Raw genomic sequence first — 26,346 nt, 5'->3', positions numbered from 1 at the left:
CTGAAAAAGATGGCTATTCAATTCTTTTCCAACGACATTATTTATCAAACCCCTCTTCCGGAAGCAAAACCGGCGGCGGCAACAGCTCCTGCGACGATACATGGCGATATAGCAAACTCATCGTCAGTCAGCGGAGTGGAACTCAGAATTCTTCCGCCGTACATCAAAGATAACAACACAGCCAAAGTACCGCTGTTTCCCGGCAGAGCGAATCTGTATTGTTTGGTGGTGGTAGTCGGTGATGTAGGCAATCAGCTTGTAGGCGGTATAGACCTTCAGGGATTTCCCAGAATCGGCGACCATGAATACCTGCCGATCAACAAAACGATTTATTACTGGCAGAAAACCAGTGAAGCAGACAAGAGTCCGAATCAGATACATGCGTTCTGCTCAATTATTAAATCCAGAAAGAAACTGCGTGAAGCAGCTTCCATCATGGCGGAAGTGAAGGGAGATGAAGATTACAAATCGCTGGTAACCCAGATTGCCTCGCTGGCTTCCAAAGCAACACCGGTAACAGTGGCACTGGATCTGGTCAGCAGCATTGCTGGCCTGGTGGGCAAATACCTGAAGAATGTAGAAGACAAACCTATCGGCACCATAGTCAATAGCTACACTGTGATTAGAGGTGATTTTGATACCATTGGTGTAAACAAGCACAGGTACACTACTCCAAAAGTCGATTTTGAGATGGAGTTGACTATACGCGACAAGACAAGGCAACCTTCAGAGGCAAACGCCGATGATGCAGCTGAATCAGATGAAGTAGAAGTCCTGATCAGTCCTATTGAGTAAACAAGCAGAATCCATCTGAAGACCGGCTGACAACTTATGTACCGTTGGGCTGAGAACCCGGCTCAACGGACCCGTGGACATCAATGTAGATTGCAGACGCCCTGGCTATGGTTCAAAATCAGTAATCACATAACCAAACCCTTTAATACGGGATTTCCTCACTCACGGTAAGTGCAGGCTAAAAAACCTTACTTCCACTGTTGAAAAAGGGGGATAACAAGCTGTAATTTTTAGCATGACCTCATAGCAGGCGATAGATTGTAAGCAAAACAATCGCTGCCATAATTGACGTGTAAATAGTTTTGGTATGCTCTGCCAGCCATTCAGGCAAATATATATCAAAATTTGCCCTTTGGGAACCAGTATATTTTCTTGCGATGATACTGATAGGGCAAGTCCAGCCGAAGCACACAAGCACCAGTCCCTCAATAATGACAAACACATACCCCAGCCAAAACCGGCCGTCCATGTTGTCTGTAATGACCGCGTAGGACATGTAAAAGATTACTATATTAAAAAACACCCATATCAAAGTATGGATAGCCTTGATAACGATTAGTTTTTTCAAGGTTGTGGCCTGATTAAATTCGTTTCTTTTCCCTTTTCCATTTTCTTAACCGTGCTCTGGCATTAGCGTAGGGAGAAGAGGTATTAAACTGTATCATTCTGCCCAGCGTCCATTTCCCGTACCAGGGAAAACCATAGAGCTGCTCATCTGTTTTCTGATCCACCAGGCTCAGGACCTGACCAACAACCTTATCCAATCTGCAGAGCAATGACGGATAGGTTTCATCACTATAATCACCATAAAACTTCTGTGCAAGCTTCCCCAGCTGGTTCCATCCGAAGCCTGTTTCAGGAAAATCCACGTCCATTGAGTCATCCTTTCCCTGGTTCCATTTCAGTACAAGTTCCCCCCAACCTACAAGATATGCAACCAGGTTATGGATACTCATCAATGTCCCCTTCGAATGACCTTCCAGTTCCTGAATGCCCGCAATTTCCGGACTAATGCCTTCTAACTCTGTTTTAAGCCTGGCATAATTATCTTTTATCGCCTTGCTTAATTCGTCTTTATTCGCCGCGACTGCCATATCACTGAGTTTTATATACCAGCTTGTGGGTAAATTTGATCTTTATATCTGTAAGATCCCACCCTGCTGTTTCATGATCAATCAGAGCCGGATATTTTTTCCTGATGTCACGCAGGGCATTCCCTACTGACTTTCTCAGGTAGTCACTCTGGTTTGCCTTGTGCTGGCTTATCAATGTTATGGCAATCTCAGGATTGGCATTGAAATAGGGCCTGCTTGTCCAGATCCGCAATCCCTCAACAACTGCCCTGTTCACATTTACATTTTCAATGTTGAGCCACTCCCTGACTATCGGCACAGCATGTTCGTAACCTATGATCAGACAATAATGATCAAATGCCTTGGCCAGCATTTCCTGTACGCGCCAGTTGGGATCAGCCGCAACCTGTGTTTGCAGAATTTTTAAAGCACCCGGCTGAACAGGTGACAATTCCCCTAGTAGATGGGTTCCCAGCATCCGCAGCTGATAACTTTCTTCAGACAGCAAGCCCACAGCTACATCGAAATGATTTACATCCCGTTCTGCCAGAATCTTCTCCCCGGCTTCTATTATATGTTTAAAGCCATGTTCGACTTGCCTTATTTCCAATAACAAATCTTGTATATCCATATCAAAACCTGCTTGTGAATTCAACATCAATGCCCCTCAGAGTGAATCATGCGAGCTTCTCACCGAGTACTCCACTCTGCGATTCTACCATTCTCTCTTATCATCAGCAAAACTACGATGCCAGTTTTCCCTGAAAAATGAGCCATATCATTAAAATTGAAAAACGGGCAAAACCGACATAACCTGTCATCCGATCAAACCGGGTGAAACAAATTAGGCATAGTGCTTATCTGTGGACATCGGTATCAGACCAAGCAGCTCGAACATCTTCCGGTCATCGTCAAGTCTGGGATTAGGGGTTACCAAAAGCTCGTCACTTTCGCTGGTAAAGATAGAATTCGCGCCTGCCATAAAACACCAGGATTGCTCTTCCGTACTCATTTCTGAACGGCCGGCACTTAGCCTGACCATTGAGGCTGGCATAATAATCCGTGCTGTAGCGATCATTCGCACCATTTCCCAGGTATCGACTTTCGGTAGTTCTTCCAGTGGGGTGCCTCTCACCCGCGCCAACGCGTTTACAGGAACTGATTCCGGGTGCTTTGAAAGGGTCGCAAGTGTATGCAACATATTTACACGGTCTGCATGTGTTTCTCCCAACCCGATAATTCCACCTGAACAAACGGATATCCCTGCTTTGCGTACACGGTTTAAGGTAGTGAGTCTGTCGTCAAAAGTACGGGTAGAGATGATTTCATCATAGTGGTTCTCAGAGGTATCCAGATTATGATTGTAGGCATGCAGACCTGCCAACTGCAAACGATCGGCCTGGCTTTGCGACAGCATTCCCAATGTGCAGCATACTTCAAGACCCAGCTCATTGACTCCGCGCACCATTTCCAGTACATTGTCAAAATCCCTGTTATCACGAACTTCGCGCCATGCAGCTGCCATACAGAATCTGGAAGATCCCGCTTCTTTGGCCCTTCGGGCAATGCCGACCACCTGCTCTGCCGACATCAGCGGCTTCACTGTGATCCCGGTGTTGTACCTTGCTGCCTGACCGCAATAGGCGCAATCTTCAGGGCAGCCTCCTGTTTTGATCGAAAGTAGCGTACATACCTGCACCTGATTGGCCGGGTGGTAATGCCGGTGCACGGTAGCTGCCCGGTATACCAGCTCCAGCAACGGCTGATTATAAATTTTTTCTATTTCCTCAATGGTCCAGTCATGCCTGATCTGTAAATCGCTGTTCATACTTCGCAATCACTTTTTTGGTTATGCCATCCCTGATTTGTCAAGGCCGGCCACTACTACTTTTTCGAAGCGTTAACAAAGAAGAAACCAGTAGCTTTTCGCTCCAAAAGTATCCACATGCCGGATGAGCCTATGGTGCCAGTTTTCACTTAGCCGGTAGTCCGGACGATATTTTCATCAGCAGCAGCATCTGACTGAAGACTCAACAATATGCATATAAACAACAGAAAAACAACTAATTAAACACCAGAACCACTTAGCTCCCAACCTGCAACAATTTGTTTTTCAGATTCTGTATTTCCTTCTGAAGTTCCAGTACATACTCATTCTGCTCTTCCAAGATCGGCTCGATTTCCTGTCGCGTATACCGGGGCGTGATATGTTGCGGACAGTTCCAGTCATAGGCCTTGATGTGAAAAATCAGCATCCTTTCAGGTTTGAACTTATAGTTATCAGGCCGGAGAAGATCATAGAGATCAGGATTGTCTCTGATCTCTATGACTTCTGCTTCTGCATAAATCTTCAACCGCGCCTGCATGGGGTAGGAAACGAAAATCAAAGACACTTTTGGATTACCCGAAATATTGCCGACCGAGATATATTGCCGGTTTCCTCCGAAGTCGACAAATCCGATAGTTTCGTTGTCAATAATCCTGACAAACCCTGCTGGCCCACCGCGGTGCTGAATATACGGGAAGTCATTTTCCCCCTGGGAGGCCATGTAGAAGCTATCCATATGGCCGATGAAGTTCGCTTCAACCCCGGTCAACCCTTCCCTGAAACTCATCTTTTCCACCCTGTCGTAGGTATTGCGACTCCCCATTCTTTCCTGAATGGCCTTGATCTGTTCGGTAAATGCGAGCTTTGAGTAATTCATATCCGGGTTGATGAGGGTTGGGTTGTCCATTAAAGCGACTGGATCTGTCTGATCATCTGGCTGGTAAATCCCCATTCGTTATCATACCAGGCCATCACCTTTACCAGATCACCATCCACTACACGTGTCATTTCAAGGTCTACTGTTGCAGCGAAAGTGCTTTTGGCAATGTCTGTAGAAACAAGGGGTTCGTCAGTTACAGCTACCACCTGCGCATAACGTTCTGTGGCTGCTTCCTCGGTGAGAATCTGATTGATTTCCTCGACAGTCGTGTCACGTTCGGCGATAAATGTAATATCTGAAATAGAGCCTAATGCAACCGGAACACGGACTGCGATGCCATCAAACTTACCCGCATATTGGGGTAATGCCTTTGTTGTAGCAATCGCTGCTCCGGTGGCAGCCGGCGCCAGATTGATCCCCGCGGCACGGCCCATACGCGGTTCTCTTTTAGAAGGTGCGTCTACCAGCGTCTGTGAAGCTGTGTAGGCGTGTGTTGTATTCAGAATTGCTTTTTTGATACCCAGTTTTCGGCCCAGTATCTCTATCACAGGACTGATGCTATTGGTAGTACAGCTCGCGCAGGAGAAAATTGACACCTTTCCTTCTTCTGTATTTACGCCGTGAACAATCGTCGGTGTGTCCTTTGTCGGGCCGGAAATCACCACAAATTTTGCTCCGGAAGTAATGTGTTTTTCAGCGTCGGCGTTGTTGGTAAAAAAACCTGTGCTTTCTATTACCACATCCACACCCAGCGATTTCCAGGGAAGGTTCTCAATTTCCCTGATACTATGGTATTTCACTGCCTTTCCTGCTACCACGATGGTGTCTCCCTCCACGCTGACCTGTTTCTCATATTTCCCGTAGTTACTATCGTACTTAAGCAGATAAGCAGCGTTTTCAATGCTCATCAGGTCATTGACAGCCACCAGTTCCAGATCATTGTTTTCGAAGATAATCTTTAATGCAGCACGGCCGATGCGGCCAAATCCATTAATTGCTATTTTTTTCATGATACTGTTTTTGAGTAAAAAATCCTTTTGATTTAATGACTCAAAGTTGCATCATATCTATATGTTTTTGATAGGCAATAATTCCTGTTTTGTTGTCAATTCTTCCTTTTGTTGTAAGGTTTGCCCTGACTGCTCCCTGTAATGCCCGGGTGAGACGCCCTCTTTACCTTTAAAAAAGCGGCTGAACGTCTGGATATCGTCATAACCCAGTTCGTAGGCGATTTCCTTTATCGACAAATTGCTATAGTTGATCTGTCTTTTAGCGTGCGTCATGATTCGGTCATGGATGATACTGAGCGGCGTGCGGTTGGAAACCAAAGAGAAAAGATTCGAGAGTGTTTTGGGTGATTTATTAAGCTGAGAGGCATAAAAAGCTACATTATGGTGAGAAGCAAAATGCTTATCGACCAGATAATTGAATTCCCTGACAATCTCTCCCTGACTTTTGTCGAGCTTGCTGATATTGCTCGACTGTCTTAATATTCTTACTGAAAGAATCAGCATTCGTTTCAGGATAGCCTGCAGCATTTCCTGTTGCAGAATATCGGTTTTATACATTTCAGCACGGAAACTTTCCCAGGACAGCTCAAAATCCCGGATCATTTCATCCTGCACAGTGATAATAGGTACCCCGTCAGCCCCGAAAAACAAAAGTCCCTTACTACCTACCTCATTGTCATGATTCACCACACAGTAAAACGGCTGATTGAACCTGACCATCCTTGCCGATTCGATTTCGATATGATCAACCCTGTGAAATTCTGTTAAGAAAATGATCTGATTTTTTTGAAGGTGAAAGCTGACCTTGTCCACGGTAATGTTCATACGGCCGCCCACATTCCAGATAAAAGTCATATCAGTATTACGCACGTCATAAACCAAACCGCTGTCATCCGGCCCCAGGTCATAAAGACTTAGAATTTCGTTCGAATTTTCAAAAACCATTAAGTTGTTTTTCTTTCAAAAATAGGCGGATGGGTTGGAAAAGCAAGAGATCTGTGATAGCCAGAGAAAACATCTGTTCCTGATGGTCATAACGATTGATAATAATTCGCCACGTCCGGAATCTGCCCTTTGTTGCCATCAGTTGACCGTTGGTAAATAAAATTACCAGAATGGGGTTATTCTTATTTTATTTAGTAAAAACCAGACTACGATATGTCAAACTTGATTACATGCCGAACCTGCAGAAAACCAGTGTCTGCCAACGCCGAATTTTGTCCGCATTGCGGAGAAAGAGAGCCCAGTCAATTTGTTTTCAGGTCAAGCGCGATCATTATTACTGTGCTCTTTCTGATTTTGGTTATTTACGGGATTTTTGTGCTTGTGATCAGGTAGGATGAGTTGGTGGAGGTATTTTGTCCGAATTGACACCAAAGTCTGTCATTTTCAACATCAAAAAAAATTATCGTTTGGCATTGCACCTGTCAAAAATACCTCAATTTTATTAGTCACTTTTCCTTTATCAGCTTTTCGCTAACTTCGACGCAATCAAATCTTAGCATGGAGAATCAAATAGAAATTTATCAGAACAATGACGGACAAAGCCATATTGAGGTAATTGTCAGAGACGAAACCATTTGGTTAAGTCAAAAACAAATTGCCTCTTTATTTGGCACAGAGGTACCAGCGATTAACAAGCACATCAAAAATATCTTGAATGACGGAGAGCTTAAACCGGACGCAACTATTTCCAAAATGGAAATAGTTCAAACAGAAGGCAAACGGCAGGTTGTTAGACAAGTGGACGTTTATAACCTGGACATGATCCTATCAATCGGATACAGAGTAAACTCTAATAAAGCTACCAACTTCCGGATCTGGGCTACCCAGCGTTTAAAAGACTACCTAATACAGGGTTATGCCATCAACGAAAAACGACTGGCTCAAAAACAACAGCAGGTTCAAACCCTGAAAGATGGAATCCGTATTCTAAGCAGAGCCATTGAAACAAAGATCGGAGATCCTGATATCGCATGGCTTGACCAATTTGCAAAAGGTCTTGAACTTCTGGACGACTATGATCATGAAAATCTTGATCAGAAAGGCAGAAACACGCATCCGGCAACATACCCGGAATTACCAGACTACCAAAACGTCATTGAAGCCATGAGAAGCGAATTTGAGTCTTCTGTTTTTGGAAAAGAAAAGGACGATAGCTTCAAAAGCTCCGTTGCACAGATTAGCAAAGGTTTCGGAGATGTTGACTTTTATCCTTCCATCGAAGAAAAGGCGGCTACATTACTCTATCTGATCATCAAGAATCACTCATTTGTGGATGGCAACAAACGAATCGCCGCAGCTTGTTTTTTGCTATTCCTGGAAGTGAATGGTTTGTTACAGTCAAAATACGGAAATCTGCTCATTAGTAATGAGGCGCTTGCCAGCTTAACACTTTTTGCCGCTGCCAGCAAGCCGGAGGAAATGGATACGGTTAAGAAGTTGATTATTAGTGTGCTCAATCGGAATCAGTAATTTACAGCCTGCTTAATCAGGCTCATAATATATTCAGGATTAGCAGTATCCGACACCCTGAATTCATAGTCGCCATTACCCCATTGCCCGATATTGGAAATATCTCTTGACAATTTCTTAGGGTCATCCAGGTTTCCGAATTTTAAATTAATCCAAAATTTGAGTTCCGATTTCAAAACCAGCACATCAGCACATACTTTCCCCTTGTGCTTAAAGCCAATAACCATGTTTTGAGGTTTAATCTCAAATTCAGCACCAAGATTGAGGAATGAACTTCCACGAATCAAACATCACTTCTCTCATAGAGCATTACTCTTACAGGACTGATGAATATGGCGCTGCTGAAGGCAACGGCCAGTGACATTTTCATTTATAGGTAGATCCATCCTGTAGCTAAATTGCTTGCAGCATGGATTCGCTACAGTTGTACAATAGCTGTAATTTCCCTACCGAAAGCCTCTCATTTTGAATTAGTTTTAGCAGAATACCTTCAAACCACTACCACTGTTCTGCTAAATATCTTTGACAAACACCGGCTTCTTGTATACTTCCGCCCCTACAATAGCTACCTGATAACGATCAGCTTAGCGATCCAAATTTCCCAGACAACATTATCCATGAATCCAGGGCACCATATTTGTAAACCAACTTCGCCAATAAATCATGGAGCTAAAATGGCGTATGAAAACAATTTGAAAAAAAGCTACGCAACAATGCTGAAACGGTATGAGTACCAAGAAAACGCACAGTCATTGCAGAAGCTGCATAAATTGTTGCCTGAGCTCGATCGGGCGTACATAGCGGAACCGACTTATGCAAAAGACCTCGACGATTTGGAATCTCTTAAACTGATCTACGAGACGTAGCATTAGAAATTTTGAAAGTCAGGCAGATAAATACCGGAAATTGATTGATACACTTCAAATCTGATGCAACCTATTGATTTAATCATACAGTCAGACAGCCAAAGCAGTATGCCGTGGATAAAGGTCTGTGAGAATTCGCCCTACTTTAAAACAGAAAATAATAAAAGCTGGACGCCTGTCGGACAAAATGATGCAATCACCTGGCCTGATTTTCAGAGTTTGTTTGGCCGTCATGACTTTTCACATACAGAACGGCACATGGCTTTTCTTGCAAAGCACGGCGTCACGTGTATCCGTATGATGATGGAATACTGTCAAACCCAACATCGTTACCTGGAAAACCCGGTAGGCAGGTTCCAACCAAATATGGTCCGGTTTTGGGATGATATGTTCGCGCTCTGTGAAAAGTATAGCATCCGCCTGTTGATCACTCCGTTTGACACCTTCTGGATGGCCAGAAGATGGAGATACCATCCTTATAACAAGCGCCTGGGTGGTCCCTGTGCAAGCAAATACCAGTGGCTCTCATCGCCTGATATGATAGCTGCAAGTAAAAATAGATTCACCTTCTTTATTGAACGCTGGGGCGGAAGCGGTGTATTGTTCGGATGGGATTTGTGGAATGAAATCGATCCGAAACATGCCGGTAAAGATCTGCTGCTGCTAAACAATTACATTTGCGAAATCAGCATACACATCCGTCAGACCGAGATGCGCCTTTATCACAAATCACACCTGCAAACAGTTTCCGTTTTCGCACCTACACTACAAGCCCATCAGATGACAGATGTCATCTTCAAACATCCTTTACTTGATTTCGCATCTATCCATATGTATCAGAAATCTTCAATCGATTATCCTTCGAATGCATACGCAGCTGCCTGTGCCACAGCAGAAATAGTGAAGGCGTCCATATTGGATATTGAAGACAATAGACCATTCTTAGATAGTGAACATGGCCCTATTACCTATTTTAGCAAGAACAAAAAAGGGCTCGCTGAAACATTTGACGATAAATATTTTCTCTACATGCAGTGGGCACATCTTTCATCCGGAGCCGCCGGAGGGGGTATGAGATGGCCCTACAGGCATCCTCATACGCTGACACATGGCATGCGAAGAGCTCAGCTTAATATGGCACGTTTTACAGAGCTGATTGACTGGAAGCATTTTAAAAGAAGAGCAATCAACTCACAGATAAAATCCAGTAAAACGATAAATGTGCTGGGATGTGCAGATGCAAATCAGGCGGTTCTATGGTTGGTTAGTCCCGAGAATTGCAAAGGTAAGGAAAGACAAGATGCAGTGGTTATATTTGAATTATCCGTGTACGGTCTGAGCCCGGGGAACTATCAGATTCATTTTTGGGACACGCAGACAGGCCACCTAGAAATGATATGCAAAACCATCGCTGATGAAAATTTAGAGATTGACTATAAACTGTCTGATAATGTAGCGATCGCCATCAGCAGGGTCTGATTGAACAATCGGAGTCTGCCCACATTGAATTTACATCCTGTTGATTTAATACGTATGTGCCTGTTGATAATACTGCAGCATCAGGCGCAGGCTGCTTCAAATAGGTAGTCAGGTCCCGGTGTATCCTTTCCAGCGGGTGAGGTTGCATTAAAGCACTTATACCCACAGAACGCTCAGCCAAATCCATACATCTGATACAAGTTTCCGCAATCACTGATCTGGTCATGTTCACATAGGCAAGCAAACTTTCTGTATGGCGGCAGGCGCCTTGCCACAGATCTGTAAGCACAGTCGCCCGGCTGACCCATAAATTCCCCGTTTCGACGAGAGTGGCCATTTCAGCAATCCTTATTTTTTGGAATGTGTCATCCGCACGTCCGGAATCTTTCAAAAAACGGTGGGTTTCTTGCAATATCATCTGAACTGCCCCAAGCTGGACAGCAGCAAAGCGCAACGCTCCAGCAGAAAAATAAGGCTGCCGGTAATAATCACTGACCTGTCCGATCAAATCATTCCTATCTATAACAATTCCTGTGAAGTCCATTTTGTAGCTGGCAGATGCGCGCATCCCAAGCGGTTTCCATCCGCTGCTATCCACACTAATTCGCTTTACCTTCTCCAGCGGAATGATGCACATCTGCCAACCATTCGTTTGTTTTGAAATCAGCTGTCCTGTAATCATCGGTAGTTGAATCCAATGCCCTCCTGAGCAAAAAGTCTTACAGCCTTCAAGTCTGTATTTACCTTCCTCTATTTGCCGGATCACCACCCCATCGGCCTGTTGCGTATTCCACACACCAAGTAATAGCTGGCGATTGATAATATCAGAGAAAAGAGTATTTTTCTGTTCCTGGTCTGCATACACATTAATGAGCTGCAAAGCGTTCACATGTCCTTCGTAAATACGACCGACGGGTAAGCTTGCTCCACCCATTAATTTCAAAACGTCAATCAGTTGAGAGCTGCCCTTTCTGAGTCCCATTGTTTGACTGCAAATCGGCATACTCAGTAATTGCGAATCACGGATCCACCCTAATTCTTTGTGTGGAAACAGCTCCTGAAGATCAGTTATTTGCGCCTGGATCCTTATTTTTTCAACGAGGTAGTGTAGAGAATTGTCGTCCATGATTCTGATTTAAGCAAGTCTGCCAGCCTGTTAAAATTATCGTACCGACCAACATGCATGGCGCCATCGTGGACTGGTACAAAGTTTTAATGAAGTGCGCAAAACACAAAAATGCGGTGCTATGCCTGACACACTTACCCGGCACGCCAGACCGTGCGAAGCTGATGAGCAAATACTTTTTCAGAGCCAGGCAGTAAACCCTGCACTCAGGATTTGCGTAATACTTCCGGTCCGCGATGAAGAAGATAATATTCTGAAAGCGCTGGAAGCGCTGCGACTCCAAACAGACGCTGACGGCAACCTGTTTGCCTACAGCAACTACGAGGTGCTGATGCTTGCCAACAACTGTACAGACCAGTCTGTTAGCATTGCGCGTAATTATCAGATCCGGTTCCCCGACTTTAACCTGCACATTGAAAATATAATTCTTCCGGCTGCTACTGCACATATCGGTACGGTCAGAAGAATGCTGATGGACGCTGCTTATGATCGGTTCTCAATGATCAATAGGCCGGACGGCGTAATTGCCAGCACTGACAGCGATTCACAGGTACATGCGTCCTGGCTTTATCAGACGCTATCTGAAATAGAAAAAGGTAATGATGTAGTGGGCGGCAGGATCCTGACCAAACCTGAAAAAACCATTTCCAGATTATATTACCTGCGTGATATCACTTACAAACATTTAGTTTCCAGACTCGAGGATCTAATTGATCCTCAAAGCAACGACAGATGGCCAAGGCACTTCCAATGTTTCGGAGCTAGTTTTGCCGTCACATGCAGAATATATGATTTGAGCGGACGCCTGCCGGTTGTCCCTTTTCTTGAAGATATGGCATTTCATAAATCCCTGACAATGGTAGATGCTAAAATAAGGCTCAGTCCGCTTGTGCGCGTTAATACCTCTTCAAGAATTCAGGGAAGGGTCGACTTTGGCCTGTCAATACAGCTGAAACAATGGGGCGAGATGAATCTGGCCAACCATGCTATCATGGTTGAGCCTGCGGGATCTGTAATCGCCCGATTCACAGCAAAAAAACTGCTTCGTCGTATCTGGGCGCAGGCTGAATCAGAAAATAGTCTGGCAACCGTGGCGGATCTGTTACATCTTTCTGAAGATTGGCTACAATCTCAGCTCGGTGAACATATCTATTTCGGTACATTTTGGGATGTGGTCGAAAACCAACTCCAAATGCAAGGATGGTTACAAATCTGGCCAAAACAGGATATCTGCAACGTAATCCCTGCACTCAAATCAGAAATTTACCGGATCAGACTGCCTTTATCTGATTAACTATAGCTTTTGGAACATATCCATCCTGTATTGGGGATCTGTATGATTTTGTAGATGAACCAGTGACTTTTGGAGTTGACTGGATGCACACTCTAAAAATAACTCATGTACACGCTCACCAGTCAAAGGAAATTCTGCCACAGGCCCGGTCCAGTGGACAAGCAAAAGATGCCCGGCATCTGACAAAGCGTCCACTATCTTTTCCCGGGTAATCAAAAGATCCTGCTCAGTCATAAAATAGCCGACCTCTGAGAAAACGATCAGATCAAATTTCCCTTCGGCAAATTCGGCCGGGACTTCCATCTCAGCGAAAGTTACATTCGTAAACCCGGCCAGCCTCTCAGCGGCCTTTTCAACTGCAACACTACTAGAATCGACAGCAAGCAGATTTCGGCACCTTTGCCTAAGACGCAAAGTCAAAAGCCCATTGGAACATCCGATTTCAAGGCCTGCATTGTAAATAGTATCAGGAATCATCAGCATGGTTTGTTCATACTTAGCCTTTTCGTATTCACTATGCTCAAAATTCCACGGATCCGGGTTGCTGCTGTATAATTCATTGAAATAGGCAGCATTAAATGTTTTCTTTTTCTGACTCATGTGTATTAGGATTTAATTCAAAAAATATTTCCCTGGGACTGCTAAAATGAGCAATCATTTCTTTTGAGAGCCTGAACCCTTGGGCATCATCATCAATCAGGTCAGTGATCTGGGACTGGTGTGCCCAAAGTGCGGCCATTTTTTTGTCGAGGGTTTGGGTGATATCAACACTGTATAAACTCATTTGGGCAATCAGATCCATATCATTTGGGCTGCCCATCTCCCAAAGCCAGACAGGATACTGGATCAGTCTGGGCTTTCTGTTCATCCGGCTGACAGCGGCTTGTAAAATCTGATAGGTAGCACGATGATCTGGATGAGGATCATTTTGCCATGGGACAAAGATGCTCTCAGACCGCCTCTGTCCGATGCGCTCGATCACCAGCCGCACGGCTGCTTCGAAATACGGACTATCTAAGTCAGGCACATGGCGGTCCGGGAAAGCCAGAAAATAGGCCTCTGAGGAGTGTCCACCCAACAACTGCACTGCATGTTTAGCCTCTGATTCACGAAGTGTTCTAAGCCGCGGCGCAGGATACTTTTTTGAATTGGGATGAGACATTGTGCCGTCGCTTACAAATAAAAACGACACGGGTATTTTTGCTTGCAAAAGCAGAGCTACAGTGCCTCCGCAGCCGAGCGTTTCGTCGTCCGGGTGGGGTGCTATGATCAGGCTACTACCAAAAGTACCGGCTAAAACAGGCTTGATCTCAGCGAAACGATGTTCGAAATCACTTACCGCATACATAGATTATATCCGTTGATGTTACTGATGTAAAAACTCTTTTGATTTTCACTGGCTGATAAAACAGGACCAAGCATGCGCTGGCAATCGAAAAGGGCATCGGCTGATGGCTTATGCAAAACGCGGTAATTATTATCCGGAAAGTAATCCCACAACCCGGCGTGATGCCAGCAATCGGGACGATCCCAGTCAGGACGGTCAATGATCGGATATATGCATATTCCCCAAAGCGGTATTCGTCTTTGCAGTAGCGTACATACCTGATCGCTTATATACTGTATCCACAGCGGCCGGTCAATGCCCGGATGGCTGGTTTCAGAGAGTACTATAGGCCTGTTGTAGCGGTGATGAGCATTTTCTAACAGTTCTGACAATGGTTTCAGGTTGGGGTGCGGGACAGCATCCCTCCACCCCAACACACCATACGGGTTATGGATCCACTGATTGTCGTAATAATAGTTAAAACCAAGCAGGTCCAGGTATTCAGGATGTCCTCCAAGCTCAGGGCACATTCTGCCACAAAGCATATCCAGAACCTGAAACTGAAGTTCATGATGATGTGCTGCCTGCTCAATGAGCTCCTGTGTTGCTGACTGTTCAACAGTAATACTGATCAAAGGTTCGGTCGTCAGAATGCGTACGCCGGGATTGACCTGTCTCAAAGCCTGGATACCGGCGATGTATGCTCTGACCAGACAGTACTTGACCTGCCAGCCATTTTGATGGCAGAAGGGAGATGTGCCAGCCGCATCTCCACCCAACCAGGAAATAAAACTTACTTCGTTTATCGGTGTTACAATCAGGACCTGACTTGTCCCGGAGGCTTTGTGAAACTCTGCAAATGCTGCACAAAATGCAACAAACCGCCTACAGAAATGTGGGTGTAGCGGCGTGAGGTCATCCGGGTAGCCAAAATGGCATAAGTCCCAGATCTGCTGTACACCCGCGCGATCACCTGCATCCAACATTGTTTTCACAGTAGAGAAGTCAAACTCGTTGGGACTCTTCTCCACCTGGCTCCATCTGACCCCCTCGCGGACGCTACTGATTTCAAATGGCCCCAACATGCGATAATCATCATCTAACAGTTTTAAATGAGATGTCAGCTGTAGGAAATCCACCCTGTCGCCGTGAACGTTAAGCTGATCAGAGCTCTCAAAACCCGCCATCCAAAAAGACGAGAATGGATTTTCAATGATTGTCTGCATCCAGTATCCTGTCAGGGCTATGTTTTGTTTGTATACCGATAATACCTTCTGAGATCAGAGACGACATCGCGGAGAATGTATGGTCCCAGGAGTTACTGGCCAACAGCTGGTCAATTTTTTCAATCCAGTGCCTGTCGGGTCTTTCTACATAATATCTGTCTATCAAAGCGATAAACTCATCAGGATCCTTTCCAATGGCGACTGCTCCGTTCGTACCATATTCATAAACCACGTCTTTAATCGCCGTAGATACAACTGGCTTTCCCCCTGCAAGGTATTCCGGAGTTTTGGTCGGGCTGATAAACACAGTCGACTCATTTAGCAGAAAAGGTATCAGAGCCACATCCCAGCCTGACAGATACGACGGGAGTTGCTCATAGGTTTTCGGGCCCAGATAATGAATGTTTGCATTGCGCGGCAAGCTTGCCGGATCGATTTTCACAACAGGACCAATCAGGATAATTTGCCAATCAGCTCGCCGGGTCGCGATAGCTTCGATCAGTTCTATATCGAACCGCTCATCGATAACACCATAAAACCCAAGTTTAAAACCGAAGATACAAGCCTGATCTTGCGGCTGCTGACAGTTATACCTCGCTTGTTGAAAGTGCTGCTTGTCAATACTGCTTGGAAACAAATGAATGTTTTCATGATGGTTTTGCTTAGCCTTGTAAAGTGATTGTCCGCCTGTAAAAACAATATCTGCCACCTCAAAGAGCTTCTTCTCTAACTGTATTATTTCAGCAGGTGCAAATTTGAATGCTGATAGCTCATCCATACAGTCGTAGACTGTGTATGCAGGTTTTAATCCTGTTGTAAATTTGAGCGCCATTGGTGTGTAATACCAAAACAGGCAATCATGCATGGATATCTCACTGAGCATGGATTCAAGAAGAGAGGCCAGGTGAAAATTGACTTCGTTTTCGGCAAGTCCGATAGGCAGATGCGGTACTGCTAACCATACCTTATCCTGCCTTTCCACGAGTTCCATAACCGGTATAGACCCTGCATCAAAGACAGGTTCTTCAACATAATAAACAATACAGCCTTCAGCAGCACGGCTCATCAAATGCTGCGGGCGCTGATAAACAAAATCCCAGCGTAAGTGGGAAAAGCAAACTAGGTATTTAAACTTTGGTGCCATAAAGCAGATCTGTTTGGTGACGAAAGCATTAATTTATTTTTTCGATTTTTATTGGCCCTTCCATAATATGGATTTTTTGAATTGCTCCCTTATAGCAATTATTATACCCTGAACTATAGCTGGCTGTGCCGGACCAGTTATCTTAGATCGGGCGGTTTGCTTTACATGATAACTACTGCAGATTGATCAGTATACGTGCTATTCAGAATTATCTTTTTGTCAGTTAGAACCCAGGCGAAAATTCTGCCTGGTCACTAGCTTTTGAAGTCTTGCCCGTTGGGCACAAATTAGGGACTTGCAGTAAGGCCAAATACACACCCATGACAGTATACGTCTTTACATTCCGCTATTTCCATAATAATATTTGCTGTCCCCCCTCACCTGGAGCTTTTAAGGGACAATCACTGATCATGCCCTTCGGACCTGCCCTGCCAGTCAGCATAAGTCACTCACCGAATGCAACTGCCTGCGAGCCATTCTGACAATGCGATATGAATTACCAAATCCTGTAAGGACTTTAAATTAAGTCTAAAGTTATACACAGCAATTCTCAAAGTGGGAATTTCCACATTACTCCCTCCCAATTATCACACCATAACTAATCACGGTCTGTCTGATTGAGATATCTGTTTGAACTTTAACTAAGCCAAACCTGCAATCATTCATGTGTTGCCGACTTTCAATTTATAGGCTCTCTTCCAAGGATGTATCAGATCAAGACGAAACTCTGCAATTCAGAACCAAGCAAAACATAATCTATAGACCTCTTTCACAGATCCCTCCGACTACATATGTTGGAAACATTCGCCAGTTTTACAAGCTATGACGCTGGCCGCAAACTAATCCGTACCTTTGATATACGCAGTTACCAAAAAACAAACGAAATGTCTCATTCAGGCCCTATTGTTGTTGTTGAAGATGATGAAGATGATCAGTTTCTGATCAAATACTCCCTTGGGAATCTTAAAGTAGAAAATACTATCGTTTTCTGCAACAACGGCCTGCAGGCCTATCAGTACCTAAAAACGACCACAGAGCAGCCATTCCTGATACTTTGCGATATTAATATGCCCATTATGAATGGAATAGAGCTGCGCGAAAAAATCGAAGCTGAAGAATATTTAAAACAGAAAGCCATCCCTTTTGTTTTCCTTAGTACCTCCGACAATGCGTCCCTGATAAAAAAAGCCTACCAAGGTACTATTCAGGGGTTCTACAAGAAAGCGGGTGAGCTTGACAGGTTTGAAGCCAATCTTAAATTGATCATAGACTACTGGCGCATGTGTCTGCATCCTAATAATGTCAGCGTTTAAACAGGAGGGAATACACCAAACACAGATCCCCCCGGTTAACCGGACGCACTAATCTTGCCGCCATGGTTAGTCGCCACTTTCTCACAAATAGCAAGCCCTATCCCTGTACCTTCGAATTCGCTGCACCCATGCAGACGCTGAAAGACCTGAAAAATCCTATTAGAGAAAACCGGATCAAAACCAATCCCATTGTCTGAGACATCGATTCGGCATAACCGGGGGTTGCCAGTCCAGGACACCTGTAGATTCCGACGATCAGGATAATATGCAGTTACCTGTACACGGGGCATAATATCTGTACACCGGAATTTGAGGGCATTGTTGAGAAGGTTCGTAAACAGCTGCACCAGTTGCGACTGGCCCGCATAAACTACCGGCAACTCCCCTATTTCGACTACAGCAGATGTATCCTCGATTAATAGCTCCAGATCAGACTGAACCAGACCGAGCACCATATTTAAATCTACGGCTGTCCTTTTAATTTCTACATAAGAAACCCGTAAAAAAGAAAGCAGGTCATCAATCAGAAAATAAATTCTCTGGGCCGATGACTGCGTCTTTTTTTAAGTAAACACTCCCTGCTCCAAGATGCTGGCTGAAATCCCGATCCAAGATGTTCCTAAAAGACTGGATTTTCCTAAGGGGCTTCTGAAGATCGTGGGATGCAACATAAGAAAACTGTTGTAAATTATCGTTAGAGCGGGTCAGCGGCTACTGATTGCTTGCGGCAAGTTTTTCTCGTTGGTAGCCCTCTTTTCCCCCGCAGCTTCAAATTCTTCTGTCCGCTTCAGAATCAGTTGCTCTAAATTACGCCGGTACCCGCCACGTGCTGAGTTTACCGTTGTTTTTCAATGGCATCCAACAGTTGCCGAAATGGCGTATTAAACTTTTCTATTCCTTCCTCTTCCAACTGTTTTGTCAGCGCGTCCATATCGATCCCTGCCGCCTTAATTTTTTCCATGATCACAGATGATTCGTTTAAATTGCCCTCCAGTCTGCTGGCCGGCTCGCCATGCTTACGGTATGCCTCCAATGTTTCCAATGGCATGGTATTAACAGTATCGGGTCCTATGAGCGCCTCGACATATCTGGTATTTTTGAAAGCAGGATTTTTGTTACCAGTACTCGCCCACAACAGCCGCTGCGGCACTGCCCCTTTTTCCGCAAGCTTTTTCCAACGATCACTGCTGAACATGCGCTTATAAATTTGATAAGACAGCCTTGCAGATGCAATCGCCACTTCTCCTTTCAGTTCTGCCAGTCCTGACTGATCCAGAAATGGGTCTACCAAAATATCTATTCGACTTAAAAAGAAACTGGCAACAGACGACACATGGGCGACAGGTAACCCGTCTGCAACTCTTTTTTCCAGTCCGGAAATATAGGCTTCAGCTACCGCCTCATAACGGTCAAGACTAAAAAGCAAAGTGACATTGATATTGATTCCCTCACTGATTGCGGTCTGGATCGCGATCAGCCCAGACTCAGTTCCCGGGATCTTTATCATCGCATTATTTTTACCAACAGCTTTCCACAGTGCCCGCGCCTGGTTTATAGTCGCCTGCGTATCATTCGCTAAAAACGGAGAAACCTCAAGGCTTACGTATCCATCAGCGCCCACAACATCTTCCTTGTTGTAAACCGGCCACAACAGATCACAAGCCTGCTTAATATCCGAAACTGCCAGATCAAAGAATATTTGCTCCGTTGTTTTGTCACTCCGAGCAAGCTCTGCGATATCTGTATCATAATCTGAGCTGCTACTGATTGCCTTTTCGAAAATAGCAGGGTTGGAAGTCACGCCTCTTACACCATCCTCTTCGATGAGTCTTTTCAATTCACCTGAATACATCAATTTACGATCGATAAAGTCCAGCCAGATACTCTGGCCGAAATTATGTATCTGTTTTAACTTACTTTCTGCCATAATCATTCTTGTTTTTAGTTAGCATACTCTTTTAATTACAGTCTGTTATACTCAAAAATTTAGCTGGTCATCGCTCATCCAGCTGACATCCGCCCAACAGCAAAGCGGCAGACAAGCCAGTGAGCAATGAAGGCATTTCACCTTCAGCACCCATATCGGCACCGATTTCAGACACCTCCCCGGCTATTAGTTGCATCTGATCGGCAACTACAGATGCCACTGCAGATTCCTGAAGCTGTGCTTTCAATTTTTGAAGCTGTCGGGAAATAGACTGAGTATTCTGATTTTCGGAGAGTGGTACAATCCATTGATCAAGTAATTCAATCCCTGCAGAAGGTGTGATGGAAATCTCACTACCCATCAGTTTACTGGTCGTGCTCTCCAGTAGCGCAGTCGTGTCTGCCAGACTATTGATATGAACCTTGTTATCCATAACTTAACCTTTATTATTTTTTGAGTTTTTACTTCTGTGAAACGTGGCTAAAAGCCTTTTTAATAAAATCACCCCTTTCGCCGCCGGCCATAAACTGTATACATTTCCCCCCTGACGTATGATATCAGTTGGGGGGTTGCATATTGCTGAATTATCAAATTAGAGACTTTTACAGATCCCTGGCGCCCGATCATAACTACAACATTATCTGTTTTGCATAAAGGGTGCGTGGTGATGTTTTAGAAAATCCTCCTTTGAATCGTGGTAAGAGGTAACGGCACCAATTCGGTAAAGAAATTTAATATAATACCACGCCAGATCCACCTGATAGGGTTTAAATCCACTTCGGGCACTTTTAGGATATAAATGGTGGTTATTATGCCACTCCCCGGCCACGATTCCCGGCCAGATCTGATTGATTGAATTATCATTTCTGTTGAAATCAGTGCCTTCAACCTGCATATTCTTTCCTTTGCCATGCCCTTCATAATTAAACGTGCGCACGCCAACAGCCCAGAAACCTGCTGCCCCGAACATGCAGGCAACCAGTCCGGGCCCGCCCAGAAGATAAAATACCAAAAACCAGAAAGACCAATTCAGCGCCCAGGCAAGCACCGCTCTGAACGGATGGACATAAGAACCCCATTGAAGATACTGAACATATGTATTTGCAGATACACCGGTATGCTTCATCATTGTTCGGACACGGTTGTAATCGCTTTCACAAAGATTCTTAGCAATAGGCTGATGGTTCACATCGGCAAGAAAGCAATATAAAAAACCGGCTTGTGCATTGTAGGGGTCCCCGGGCTGATCTGCCTTCGCATGATGAACATGGTGGGAAATAACATAAATCTCTTCAGGTATCATGCTGATGGTTAGATTTTGCGTAATGAATCGCCAAAACCTGTTTTTAAATTTATAAGCACCGTGCGTACAGTACCGGTGGTGCCAGATAGTTCCGTGTGTACCCATGATAATCATGCTGTATAAGAAGGCAACCACCAGCAACGGCAAGCTAAAATACTTGAAAACAAACAGGGCTAAAAAGGGAACGGTGCACAACACTTTTAACCAACTCATCAGTGGCAACCAGTTTCTGAAGTCCTTAAATATATTTATCCGTCTAAGAAATTCACTGAGAATCTGGCCTTTTACAGGTCTGACCAATCTTCCATTATGATCTGTCCATCCATACGACGGCACCTGCAGCACGTGGTCAATAAAAGCCATACCTTATTATCATTTAAAATTAATAAACGTTAGTGAACAATTACCGAGCCAGCAAAGCGGAGCATTAACCATTCAGTAAATTAATAATCAGCTATTTTGTCAGCAACAAGAGAATAAACTCACAGACATTGAAAATTCCTTCAGTCAACATACCTTATTCATATAGAATATCAGTTCGTCTGGCTTGCTCTCTAACACAACAGAATCAATCAGACCGATCCATAAGTTCGTATTCCCTGAATACCTCTTTGATGCTATTTATGATGTAGATGTTTTGAAATGCTGTTGGCAAGGCCGCCGAAAGGCCATTTCTTTTTTTGAAAAATATCTGTGACCCTGAATTCACTCTAAATGTTTTCATCTCACAATGGGCAAGTACATCCCTAGATCTCGGTTTAAGTAATTCACAGGTAATGCGTAAATCTGTATGAAAAGAATACTCAATGCAACAGATAACGTCGTCAGAGTTTTGAATAACAATCTGACTTATAGATCTATAAGAGTTTTTCGTAGTCGTAATGTGATCTTCGTCCCAATGTTTGAGAATATCAAGATAAAGGCTATCAAGGTAAGTATACATAATCGTGGTCGGTTAAGGCTTCTGGCATAAACTAATACCCTGCCAAAAAAACAGGGATACCACATCCCGGCATCCCTGTAAGCACCATTCCCCGCTACATTGAAAAATGCAGTCCGGAGGGTGTATAAACTATCATACCAAGGCAGACGCTAATTCAAAAAACAGGAGCGCCAAAGCCTGACACCCCTGTAAAAATATTTACCTCATGATGCGAATATCGCTGTGGCAAGAGCGCACAGAACTAAGGTATCAAAAAATCAGGAATCACGAAAGTTAAGGTTCCTGTACTGACGGATAATACTAACCTACGACTTCCCCAAGCAAGTGTATATAATAAATTCAATGGCTTGCATAACATTTCTCTCACATCAGACAGTGGCCAAAGCACAGAAGGAAAGATAAGGTCTTTCGAGAAAAAATAGACTCCCATCAGAAACTATGGATGCTCAAAGACTGGAAAATACCTGTTCTCCAGTCCTCCCCTACACAAATCAACCGACTTCAAAATGAATTGTTCCGGTGTCAGCAGACTGCTATTTTGTAATTACGCCTCCCTGATCCAATCAAAAATAAAAAACCGGAAGCTCCAGGTACACTGCTGGGGCTTCCGGCTTCATTTTAATATAGGTGCAGCAGGCCGATTCTAATTGATATCTGCTACTGCTTCGCTATGCGGTGTGTGAGAACCTGTCCATTGGCATTTGTTACGAATATGACATAAATCCCTGTTGCCAAACTTGAAATATCATATTTGAAATTATCATCGCGACCAACCATTGACGCAACCTTCACTCCCAGGGCATTAACGATCTGAATATGATCCCCTGCCGTCAGACCTTTAATTGTAATAAAGTCATGTGAAGGATTAGGCCAGGTGGTCAATGACCCGGCCGATTCATTAATCACACTAACAATGCTGCTATACGCAAAAGTCTGATCTAGATCGATCATCTTTAGTCGGTAATAGCTTCTTCCCTTTAAAGCACCTGCATCAGTGTAAGAATAACTACTGTTTGTATTACTTTCGCCAGCTGCCTTTTGGCTGGCCAGCAGCAGCCAGGTTTTACCATTGCTACTACGTTCAATCTCAAAGCTGTAAGAATTAGACTCTTCTGTTGTAGACCAGATTAAATGGACTTGGTTTACTTCCTGCCTGGCCTGAAATGAAGCCAGCTTAACAGGTAATGGAGTCGTCCAGTCTACCTTGTAAATCACAGGGCGCGATATGGTACCCGCAGCATCGATTAGCACATACTCAAACTGAAAACCTGTATAGCCACTCCCATTTAGAACTGCAGAAAGCTCAGTAAAATCAAAATTCGATATTGCAGCGTTGTTAGAGGTGGTAGAGAGCGTAGTTGATCCGTAATTAAGTATAATGTTTGCAGAACTACTACCCGCAGCAGTGATTTGAAAAGTACTTCCTAATATCTGAACAGTGGGCTTGGGTGCCTGAGCAGAAGTTTCAGGGGCAAAGTTTGCATACGCTCCGTCCTGCGGATCTGAACCAGTCAATGGCTTGAACTTATAGGTATCTCCCTGCTTAGGCGATGCTATCATATCATTTACCGCAGAGGCGGTTGGCGCCTGGTTAATGCCAAAGTTCACGTTATCAAGATTGTCATTCACTGTGACCTGGGTGATGCCGTTAACCTTACCGTCGCTTCCTGCTGCAGCCCCAACATGTTCCCCTGTTGATACCCAGTTGCCTGGCAACGGAAGGGATGCCTGCAAGGGGGCGTCGCTACCAATAACTCCATGAGCATTACTTAACTGCACAGTGTAGTTTCCGTGTAATATGTTGACAAAACTGAAAGCTCCACCGGTCGATACCTGTTCAGAGAACAGGATTTTTCCGTCAGGGGAAACCAGTAATACATAGATTCCTCCTTCTGAATATGGTACACCATTTACAATTCCATCGCTAAAGCCGTTACCATCTACAAAGACATTTCCGCTAACTGTTGCAACAGGCAGGTAATTAGCCGAAATACTGGCTGGATTACTGACAGCACCGGCGCTGTTTTTTACTGTGTAGGCGATTGGTGTGGGACTGTCAAGAAATCCTGTTTCAGGTGTAAATGTAACATTCCCGGAAGCGTCCACTTTCCAGACTCCTTGTCCCGGAACGGTGATCTTGTCAGTATCTCCGTCTAGATCGGTATCTTCCAAAACCGAAGAAGGAATGGAGGATGGTGCAATCAGATTGATCGTTGCAGCTGTCAGCGTAGTTGTTGCAGGGGCACTGTCATTGGTCAAAATGGTTGACACGGTCGCAATTTGCCCGGGCACAACCCCATTTACTACGTCACTTACTGCAGTAGGTGGCGTACAAATAGTCACTGTAATCGTTGCGGGTGCAGACACGTTGCCCTGGATATCCGAAATACTGTATCTTGCGCTGGCCGAGCCTGATGTGAAGCTTGCCAATGGCTGAAACTGTATCACACCACTTGTGGTATTTACGGTGAACGTTCCCTGCGGAGTTACCAGGGTCGTCACCGGCTGATTGGAAGCATCAATCAGCCGGACTGAGCTGTTAGCTAGCTGATAGCTACCCGCTCCATCATTACCGGCGACAGTAATCAGTAGTGGTGAAGTACTCCCCGAAGGGCTGCAAGTCTGGTCATCATTAGCACTTGGCATAATAATCTGAGAAGAACACCGCGCCCCGTCTCCAGGTGTTTTTCCGGCAAGGGCACTGGAATAAAGTGTTGCAGAAATCGTAGCCCCTTGCGATAGCAGATGCGGCGTTGGAACTCTGAAGATTCTTCCGCTCGAATTATTGCCGATAAAAAGGTTTCCCAAATTATCCATAAAAGCAGTTCCAAAAGAATCGTTTGTTTCCGTACTCAGGCCAGTTACAGCCCCTAAAATTGTGATTGTGTTACTTACCGGATTAAAACGGAACAATTGTCTGGCAGCTGTACTGGTAATTCCATAAATATTGCCATCAACAGGACTGAAAGCAAAATCATTAATGGTTGATGAATAAGCCAACTTCTGGGTTGCAACCAAATAATTTGCTGAACCAGGATTCAGGTCGACAGATATAAATCTGCCCGAACCGAACAAGTAAAGAATTCCCTGAGGACTTACGTCACCCGCTGCATAAGAACCGCTGGCAACACTTCCCGTCATGGGTAATATTTGGATATTACCTCCGGTCCCGACTTTAACGATCTCGCTTGTATTATACCTGTATCCATATAGAAAATTGTCTACCGTGTTATAGCCAAATCCATTATAAAATCTTTGGTTGGCAGGACTGCTGGGTAATAGATCTGCTTTGATTAACGTATTGGCTCCAGTTGTCAGATTGAAAGAATATAGGCTGGTTACATTTCCCGTACCAGGATCGGCATTCGTAAGAATATAACCCACGCCAGAGGAACATTCGAAAGGATTAAGCTGCGCGCTTGATTTGTAGTGAGTAGCTGCCGTTAAGGCGAGTGGCAAAATAAAGGCAGTCGTTTTTCTAATAAAATTTGAAATCACACCAGATAAAGTTTTGTTTGGAAATAGGATCGTAGTTTTGCTAAGGCATATCTGACATTATGAATATTTGTAAGACAAGTCTGTACAAAATTCAAACTGGCAAATGTCAATATGTAACCAAAATTACACCAAACACATATAATGTGAAAGACAGTAAATCAGACGGATATTTCGAATTATAACTACATGATGCTCCTTTTCAGCACACCACATCAGCTCATAAAACAGTAGAATAAAATTAAAATACTGTATCTAAACAATATTCAAAAAATACAATTTATTAATTTTCAGACCTTAGTCATCAATCTAATATTGTAGTAAAACGTAATAAATTCTGTACAATAATTATTACAGACAAAATACTCTCGGCTTAAACAAAAAGAGAATATTTTTTACTGGATATAGATTATTTTCAGAGTATGAAATATAGAGCTGGCCTGCGGGCTGTCATTACCCCGGTTCACCGCCAGTTTGCTGCCTATAGATAAAAGAGACTGTCAGGTTGTGACCACCTGTAGTCTGCAGATGGTTTAGCTGAACGCCAAAATTATCGCTGCACAGCGTAAAAACCATACCTTCGCGGAAAAGGTCTCTTGAAATGTCAATAGCAGCTTTACCCGCCCTAACCAATCACCATGGCAGAAAATTTGACAGAAAAATAAAAATATGTCAGACAAATTCAAAGCGGCATCACCTTTGACCTTCCGATATAAAACAAACTGAATATCAATTATTTATATATTAAATGAGACAAATAAGGGACAGCCATTTGGCTAAAAAAAGCAACTATTTACAAGTAAAAATAGCCCCCCAAAAAAATGTAAAATTTTAAAAAATAT

25 protein-coding genes are annotated in these 26,346 nt (G+C 44.1%); 7 read left to right on the top strand and 18 right to left on the bottom strand.

What is annotated here, in order from left to right; translation table 11 throughout:
- The first annotated feature begins 9 nt into the window (after nt 1-9).
- Complete coding sequence (locus DSL64_RS04350) at nt 10-795, top strand: hypothetical protein (RefSeq protein WP_115829423.1); 786 nt, start codon at nt 10-12, stop codon at nt 793-795.
- A gap of 241 nt (nt 796-1,036) precedes the next feature.
- Here DSL64_RS04350 and DSL64_RS04345 read toward each other — a convergent pair whose 3' ends face one another.
- The 7 genes from DSL64_RS04345 to DSL64_RS04315 all read right to left on the bottom strand — a co-directional run bounded on the left by DSL64_RS04345 (nt 1,037) and on the right by DSL64_RS04315 (nt 6,531).
- Nucleotides 1,037-1,363: a hypothetical protein gene (locus tag DSL64_RS04345; protein ID WP_115829422.1), complete on the bottom strand. Its 327-nt coding sequence runs from the start codon at nt 1,361-1,363 to the stop codon at nt 1,037-1,039.
- Between the two features lie 13 nt (nt 1,364-1,376).
- On the bottom strand, nt 1,377-1,889 hold the full coding sequence (locus DSL64_RS04340; RefSeq protein WP_115829421.1) for a ClbS/DfsB family four-helix bundle protein: 513 nt from the start codon (nt 1,887-1,889) through the stop codon (nt 1,377-1,379).
- A 1-nt stretch (nt 1,890) separates the two neighbouring features.
- Nucleotides 1,891-2,499, bottom strand: a complete 609-nt coding sequence (locus DSL64_RS04335) for a DNA alkylation repair protein (protein ID WP_115829584.1) — start codon at nt 2,497-2,499, stop codon at nt 1,891-1,893.
- 213 nt (nt 2,500-2,712) lie between these two features.
- A complete protein-coding gene (gene bioB / locus DSL64_RS04330) occupies nt 2,713-3,696 on the bottom strand; it encodes a biotin synthase BioB (protein ID WP_115829420.1) in 984 nt (327 codons plus the stop codon).
- A 256-nt stretch (nt 3,697-3,952) separates the two neighbouring features.
- Nucleotides 3,953-4,573, bottom strand: a complete 621-nt coding sequence (locus tag DSL64_RS04325) for a pyridoxamine 5'-phosphate oxidase family protein (protein ID WP_115829583.1) — start codon at nt 4,571-4,573, stop codon at nt 3,953-3,955.
- Nucleotides 4,574-4,602: 29 nt separating this feature from the next.
- Nucleotides 4,603-5,586, bottom strand: a complete 984-nt coding sequence (locus DSL64_RS04320) for a type I glyceraldehyde-3-phosphate dehydrogenase (RefSeq protein WP_115829419.1) — start codon at nt 5,584-5,586, stop codon at nt 4,603-4,605.
- Between the two features lie 57 nt (nt 5,587-5,643).
- Complete coding sequence (locus tag DSL64_RS04315; RefSeq protein WP_115829418.1) at nt 5,644-6,531, bottom strand: AraC family transcriptional regulator; 888 nt, start codon at nt 6,529-6,531, stop codon at nt 5,644-5,646.
- A 213-nt stretch (nt 6,532-6,744) separates the two neighbouring features.
- Between DSL64_RS04315 and DSL64_RS29515 the strand changes: the two genes are divergently transcribed.
- Both DSL64_RS29515 and DSL64_RS04310 read left to right on the top strand, forming a co-directional pair.
- On the top strand, nt 6,745-6,924 hold the full coding sequence (locus tag DSL64_RS29515; protein WP_374755818.1) for a zinc-ribbon domain-containing protein: 180 nt from the start codon (nt 6,745-6,747) through the stop codon (nt 6,922-6,924).
- 165 nt (nt 6,925-7,089) lie between these two features.
- Nucleotides 7,090-8,061, top strand: coding sequence for a virulence RhuM family protein/type II toxin-antitoxin system death-on-curing family toxin (locus DSL64_RS04310; protein ID WP_115829417.1), 972 nt, complete (start codon nt 7,090-7,092; stop codon nt 8,059-8,061).
- Here DSL64_RS04310 and DSL64_RS04305 read toward each other — a convergent pair.
- Entirely contained in the window at nt 8,055-8,348 is a 294-nt protein-coding gene (locus tag DSL64_RS04305) for a DUF5655 domain-containing protein (protein WP_262512403.1), read from the bottom strand. The genes DSL64_RS04310 and DSL64_RS04305 overlap by 7 nt on opposite strands.
- Before the next feature lie 387 nt (nt 8,349-8,735).
- Here DSL64_RS04305 and DSL64_RS04300 point away from each other — a divergent pair, with 387 nt between their 5' ends.
- Nucleotides 8,736-8,927, top strand: coding sequence for a hypothetical protein (locus DSL64_RS04300; RefSeq protein WP_115829415.1), 192 nt, complete (start codon nt 8,736-8,738; stop codon nt 8,925-8,927).
- A 108-nt stretch (nt 8,928-9,035) separates the two neighbouring features.
- A complete protein-coding gene (locus DSL64_RS04295) occupies nt 9,036-10,406 on the top strand; it encodes a glycoside hydrolase 5 family protein (RefSeq protein WP_229216951.1) in 1,371 nt (456 codons plus the stop codon).
- Here DSL64_RS04295 and DSL64_RS04290 read toward each other — a convergent pair.
- Nucleotides 10,393-11,532, bottom strand: a complete 1,140-nt coding sequence (locus tag DSL64_RS04290; RefSeq protein ID WP_115829413.1) for an acyl-CoA dehydrogenase family protein — start codon at nt 11,530-11,532, stop codon at nt 10,393-10,395. The two genes, DSL64_RS04295 and DSL64_RS04290, sit on opposite strands and share 14 nt — an antisense overlap.
- A 121-nt stretch (nt 11,533-11,653) precedes the next feature.
- Between DSL64_RS04290 and DSL64_RS04285 the strand changes: the two genes are divergently transcribed.
- Nucleotides 11,654-12,826: a glycosyltransferase family 2 protein gene (locus tag DSL64_RS04285; RefSeq protein WP_115829412.1), complete on the top strand. Its 1,173-nt coding sequence runs from the start codon at nt 11,654-11,656 to the stop codon at nt 12,824-12,826.
- Here the strand turns inward: DSL64_RS04285 and DSL64_RS04280 are convergent, their stop codons facing one another.
- The 4 genes from DSL64_RS04280 to DSL64_RS04265 are packed head-to-tail and all read right to left on the bottom strand — an operon-like array spanning nt 12,827 to nt 16,523.
- Nucleotides 12,827-13,426, bottom strand: coding sequence for a class I SAM-dependent methyltransferase (locus DSL64_RS04280; RefSeq protein ID WP_115829411.1), 600 nt, complete (start codon nt 13,424-13,426; stop codon nt 12,827-12,829).
- The gene (locus DSL64_RS04275; RefSeq protein ID WP_115829410.1) at nt 13,401-14,174 is read right to left on the bottom strand and encodes a PIG-L deacetylase family protein; all 774 of its coding nucleotides are present in this window, start codon (nt 14,172-14,174) and stop codon (nt 13,401-13,403) included. Before DSL64_RS04275 ends, DSL64_RS04280 begins: the two co-directional genes overlap by 26 nt.
- Entirely contained in the window at nt 14,162-15,379 is a 1,218-nt protein-coding gene (locus tag DSL64_RS04270) for a glycoside hydrolase family 1 protein (RefSeq protein ID WP_229216950.1), read from the bottom strand. Before DSL64_RS04270 ends, DSL64_RS04275 begins: the two co-directional genes overlap by 13 nt.
- A complete protein-coding gene (locus DSL64_RS04265) occupies nt 15,363-16,523 on the bottom strand; it encodes a glycosyltransferase family 1 protein (RefSeq protein ID WP_115829409.1) in 1,161 nt (386 codons plus the stop codon). The genes DSL64_RS04270 and DSL64_RS04265 overlap by 17 nt, the downstream gene beginning before the upstream one ends.
- An 884-nt stretch (nt 16,524-17,407) precedes the next feature.
- Between DSL64_RS04265 and DSL64_RS04260 the strand changes: the two genes are divergently transcribed.
- A complete protein-coding gene (locus DSL64_RS04260) occupies nt 17,408-17,836 on the top strand; it encodes a response regulator (protein ID WP_115829582.1) in 429 nt (142 codons plus the stop codon).
- A 35-nt stretch (nt 17,837-17,871) separates the two neighbouring features.
- On the opposite strand, the gene DSL64_RS04255 is transcribed toward DSL64_RS04260, so the two are convergent.
- The 5 genes from DSL64_RS04255 to DSL64_RS04230 form a co-directional block, all read right to left on the bottom strand.
- Nucleotides 17,872-18,291 (bottom strand): sensor histidine kinase, encoded by a 420-nt coding sequence (locus DSL64_RS04255; RefSeq protein ID WP_115829408.1) that lies wholly within the window; start codon nt 18,289-18,291, stop codon nt 17,872-17,874.
- Nucleotides 18,292-18,671: 380 nt separating this feature from the next.
- A complete protein-coding gene (gene tal / locus DSL64_RS04250; RefSeq protein ID WP_115829581.1) occupies nt 18,672-19,763 on the bottom strand; it encodes a transaldolase in 1,092 nt (363 codons plus the stop codon).
- Between the two features lie 67 nt (nt 19,764-19,830).
- Complete coding sequence (locus DSL64_RS04245) at nt 19,831-20,196, bottom strand: hypothetical protein (RefSeq protein WP_115829407.1); 366 nt, start codon at nt 20,194-20,196, stop codon at nt 19,831-19,833.
- A 204-nt stretch (nt 20,197-20,400) separates the two neighbouring features.
- Nucleotides 20,401-21,429 carry a fatty acid desaturase gene (locus DSL64_RS04240; RefSeq protein WP_115829406.1) on the bottom strand — a complete coding sequence of 343 codons (1,029 nt, stop codon included), beginning with the start codon at nt 21,427-21,429 and terminating at the stop codon, nt 20,401-20,403.
- Nucleotides 21,430-22,666: 1,237 nt separating this feature from the next.
- The gene (locus tag DSL64_RS04230; protein WP_115829404.1) at nt 22,667-25,468 is read right to left on the bottom strand and encodes a DUF6923 family protein; all 2,802 of its coding nucleotides are present in this window, start codon (nt 25,466-25,468) and stop codon (nt 22,667-22,669) included.
- Nucleotides 25,469-26,346: the final 878 nt, after the last annotated feature.

Origin of the sequence: Dyadobacter luteus (assembly GCF_003383615.1) — a bacterium.
Classification (GTDB): Bacteria; Bacteroidota; Bacteroidia; order Cytophagales; family Spirosomataceae; genus Dyadobacter; species Dyadobacter luteus.
The sequence above is the reverse complement of the archived record's forward strand: the minus strand, read 5'-3'. Positions and strand labels throughout refer to the sequence as shown.

What these genes read in the sequence shown, in the direction of transcription:
- DSL64_RS04350 (WP_115829423.1), top strand. Translation starts at nt 10, where the DNA reads ATGGCTATTCAATTCTTTTCCAACGACATTATTTATCAAACCCCTCTT.
- DSL64_RS04340 (WP_115829421.1), bottom strand. Translation starts at nt 1,889, where the DNA reads ATGGCAGTCGCGGCGAATAAAGACGAATTAAGCAAGGCGATAAAAGAT.
- DSL64_RS04335 (WP_115829584.1), bottom strand. Translation starts at nt 2,499, where the DNA reads ATGGATATACAAGATTTGTTATTGGAAATAAGGCAAGTCGAACATGGC.
- bioB (WP_115829420.1), bottom strand. Translation starts at nt 3,696, where the DNA reads ATGAACAGCGATTTACAGATCAGGCATGACTGGACCATTGAGGAAATA.
- DSL64_RS04325 (WP_115829583.1), bottom strand. Translation starts at nt 4,573, where the DNA reads ATGAATTACTCAAAGCTCGCATTTACCGAACAGATCAAGGCCATTCAG.
- DSL64_RS04320 (WP_115829419.1), bottom strand. Translation starts at nt 5,586, where the DNA reads ATGAAAAAAATAGCAATTAATGGATTTGGCCGCATCGGCCGTGCTGCA.
- DSL64_RS04315 (WP_115829418.1), bottom strand. Translation starts at nt 6,531, where the DNA reads ATGGTTTTTGAAAATTCGAACGAAATTCTAAGTCTTTATGACCTGGGG.
- DSL64_RS29515 (WP_374755818.1), top strand. Translation starts at nt 6,745, where the DNA reads ATGTCAAACTTGATTACATGCCGAACCTGCAGAAAACCAGTGTCTGCC.
- DSL64_RS04310 (WP_115829417.1), top strand. Translation starts at nt 7,090, where the DNA reads ATGGAGAATCAAATAGAAATTTATCAGAACAATGACGGACAAAGCCAT.
- DSL64_RS04300 (WP_115829415.1), top strand. Translation starts at nt 8,736, where the DNA reads ATGGCGTATGAAAACAATTTGAAAAAAAGCTACGCAACAATGCTGAAA.
- DSL64_RS04295 (WP_229216951.1), top strand. Translation starts at nt 9,036, where the DNA reads ATGCCGTGGATAAAGGTCTGTGAGAATTCGCCCTACTTTAAAACAGAA.
- DSL64_RS04290 (WP_115829413.1), bottom strand. Translation starts at nt 11,532, where the DNA reads ATGGACGACAATTCTCTACACTACCTCGTTGAAAAAATAAGGATCCAG.
- DSL64_RS04285 (WP_115829412.1), top strand. Translation starts at nt 11,654, where the DNA reads ATGCCTGACACACTTACCCGGCACGCCAGACCGTGCGAAGCTGATGAG.
- DSL64_RS04280 (WP_115829411.1), bottom strand. Translation starts at nt 13,426, where the DNA reads ATGAGTCAGAAAAAGAAAACATTTAATGCTGCCTATTTCAATGAATTA.
- DSL64_RS04275 (WP_115829410.1), bottom strand. Translation starts at nt 14,174, where the DNA reads ATGTATGCGGTAAGTGATTTCGAACATCGTTTCGCTGAGATCAAGCCT.
- DSL64_RS04270 (WP_229216950.1), bottom strand. Translation starts at nt 15,379, where the DNA reads ATGCAGACAATCATTGAAAATCCATTCTCGTCTTTTTGGATGGCGGGT.
- DSL64_RS04265 (WP_115829409.1), bottom strand. Translation starts at nt 16,523, where the DNA reads ATGGCACCAAAGTTTAAATACCTAGTTTGCTTTTCCCACTTACGCTGG.
- DSL64_RS04260 (WP_115829582.1), top strand. Translation starts at nt 17,408, where the DNA reads ATGTCTCATTCAGGCCCTATTGTTGTTGTTGAAGATGATGAAGATGAT.
- DSL64_RS04255 (WP_115829408.1), bottom strand. Translation starts at nt 18,291, where the DNA reads ATGGTGCTCGGTCTGGTTCAGTCTGATCTGGAGCTATTAATCGAGGAT.
- tal (WP_115829581.1), bottom strand. Translation starts at nt 19,763, where the DNA reads ATGGCAGAAAGTAAGTTAAAACAGATACATAATTTCGGCCAGAGTATC.
- DSL64_RS04245 (WP_115829407.1), bottom strand. Translation starts at nt 20,196, where the DNA reads ATGGATAACAAGGTTCATATCAATAGTCTGGCAGACACGACTGCGCTA.
- DSL64_RS04240 (WP_115829406.1), bottom strand. Translation starts at nt 21,429, where the DNA reads ATGGCTTTTATTGACCACGTGCTGCAGGTGCCGTCGTATGGATGGACA.